Here is a 2,302-nt window from a genome sequence, read left to right as displayed (position 1 = left end):
GAGGGGGTAGAAGTCCTCAGATCATGCCCGGGACCTCGACCCCTACCCCCAAGCACCCACGCTCAACTCCGAAGAGCCGGGAATGGATCCTCCTGGGCGGCAACGCCCTGCTCGTGCGGCTGCAGGGCGGGCGCTTCCCGCAGGACGTCGACCTCGCCCACGCTCCGGCGGATCGCACCCCGGCCGAACTCCTGGCGGACCTGCGCCTGCGAGTTGCCCACGACATCGGCGACGGGTTCACGCTCGAGCTGCTCGACATCACCACACACGACCACACGGACGAGTTCGGCTACGGCACCGTCGCGCACAAGATCCGCGCCAGGGCACTGTCCAGTGGCCTGCACTTCGAGTCCTTCCCGATCGACGTCACCCAGCGCCGCCACGTGGAGGGCCCGGTGGACCGCCGGGCCCTGCACCCTGTGATCGACGACCCGGCGCTGGCGAACCTGCCGGAGGTTCCGCTCGTGCCCCTGGAGAACCACATGGCTGACAAGGCGTGCGGCCTGTACGAGCGTCACAAGAACGACTCCGCCTCCACGCGATGGCGGGACCTCGCCGACCTGGCGCGGATCACCAGCGCTCTGGAGGTGGATGCCGCGCGGCTCGCGCGAATGCTGGCCCACGAGGCCGAGCGCCGACGGCTGACCCTGCCGGCGCACATGGTGTCCCCCGGACCACGGTGGCCCGATGAGTACCCGCGCAACGCCGCGGCCTTCGCGGAGCTCCCTGCGAACCGGCACTCGCTGGACGCCTCCCTGACCGCGGTCGGCGCCTCCCTGAACCCCGTCCTCGACGACACCCGCACCACGGGCACGTGGGAACCTGAACGCCAGCGATGGGAGGACCCCGCATGAGCGACCTGAAGCTGTTCCGCATCGGCGGCGGCACGGTCACCGAGTTGCCCAGCCGGTCCATGGCCCTGGAGCGCTCCCTGCAGCGCGTCATCGAGACCAACATGGAGACGCCCTTCGGCGTCCGGTTCGTGGCCAGCGAGTACTCCACCGGCGTGCGGCATGGCGGGCGCATGGACTCCATCGGCCTGGACGAGAACGACAGCCCGGTGATCTTCGAGTACAAGCGGGCCACCACCGAGAACGTCATCAACCAGGGCCTGTTCTACCTGGACTGGCTCATGGACCACCGCGGTGACTTCACGATGCTGGTGCAGCGCACCCTGGGCCACGAGGCGGCCGAGGCGATCGACTGGAGCAACCCGCGCCTCATCTGCGTGGCGGCGGGGTTCACCAAGTACGACGAGTACGCCGTGCAGCAGATCAACCGCAGCATCGAGCTGGTGCGGTACCGCGACTTCGAGGGGACTTCAGCAGCTGAAGTCCTACGTGGCCTTCCGACGCCTCAGGAACTTCGCCTGCGTGGAAGTGAACCCGCACAGCCCGGAGGTCCTGATGTACCGCAAGGTTAGCCCCGAGACGGCGGCATCCAAGGAGGGATTCACCCGCGACATGGCGAACACCGACCACTTCGGCACCGGCCAGATAGAGGCGCGCACGGCCCAGTACGCACTTGGAGCGAGCGAGACCGCTCGTCGAGCGGCCCCACGAGGCGAACTATTCACGGACCGCCTTGCCTCAGCCGGAGGGCAGGGACGGAGAGCACCACCTCCCATCTCCGGGCGCGAGCACCACCACCGAGATGGGGGAACCGAAGAATGACTACATCGCGAGGAGAATCCGAGCGAGTAATTAATTCCGAATCAACATAAATACATTCCAAAAACTGAACCATCCCGCTGGCCCTACCCCTCAAACAGCAGCCAAGAGAGCCTTTGCAAACTTAATCAGGTCATCCCCCGTGTAATCACGAGAGTTGCCCTCGAGGTCCGCGCCGGAAAGGTTATCAACCGTTACGCGTCGCAGGAGGCCGATCCCCATGGCAGGTTTCGGCATCTGCTTCACCCCATGCACACTCGTATGCCCTACTGCACCGATCCAAGTTCCTTGCCTCAGCGGGAAGAATCTATCAAACGCACTCAAGGCCTCACCCACCTCGACTGCCGGCACGCCCGAAATATCCGATAGCAGTTCATATTCTTTCTGCCGGCGATGCTCGAGAATGAATCCGCCGAACGACCACAGGAAGTTCTGCCAAAGAACTGCATATCGATGGAAATTCGGTTGCCCGGCGAGCCACTGAACGCGTCGCAGGAGGCCGATCCCCATGGCAGGTTTCGGCATCTGCTTCACCCCATGCACACTCGTATTTTGGCTCTTCCGATCTGAGGGTGTAGCAGTGGTGGTGTGACCGGGTCGAGGTAGGGGTCGAGGTCCCCTGATGATGGGGG

The 2,302-nt window shown here is 64.9% G+C and carries 3 protein-coding genes; 2 read left to right on the top strand and 1 reads right to left on the bottom strand.

Features of this window, described 5'->3' with window-relative positions; translation table 11 throughout:
• Together CYJ76_RS11340 and CYJ76_RS11335 are read left to right on the top strand one after the other, a co-directional pair.
• A partial coding sequence (locus tag CYJ76_RS11340) for a nucleotidyl transferase AbiEii/AbiGii toxin family protein (RefSeq protein WP_238138235.1) occupies positions 1–854 on the top strand: 854 nt, incomplete at its 5' end.
• Complete coding sequence (locus tag CYJ76_RS11335) at positions 851–1,423, top strand: PDDEXK family nuclease (RefSeq protein WP_202820486.1); 573 nt, start codon at positions 851–853, stop codon at positions 1,421–1,423. The genes CYJ76_RS11340 and CYJ76_RS11335, both read left to right, overlap by 4 nt.
• 340 nt (positions 1,424–1,763) lie before the next feature.
• On the opposite strand, the gene CYJ76_RS12280 is transcribed toward CYJ76_RS11335, so the two are convergent.
• Positions 1,764–2,204: a hypothetical protein gene (locus CYJ76_RS12280; protein WP_144043093.1), complete on the bottom strand. Its 441-nt coding sequence runs from the start codon at positions 2,202–2,204 to the stop codon at positions 1,764–1,766.
• Positions 2,205–2,302: the final 98 nt, after the last annotated feature.

Origin of the sequence: Kytococcus schroeteri, assembly GCF_002847825.1 — a bacterium.
Taxonomy (GTDB): Bacteria; Actinomycetota; Actinomycetes; order Actinomycetales; family Dermatophilaceae; genus Kytococcus; species Kytococcus schroeteri.
This window is presented reverse-complemented; position numbering and strand designations above follow the sequence as displayed.

What these genes read in the sequence shown, in the direction of transcription:
- CYJ76_RS11335 (WP_202820486.1), top strand. Translation starts at nt 851, where the DNA reads ATGAGCGACCTGAAGCTGTTCCGCATCGGCGGCGGCACGGTCACCGAG.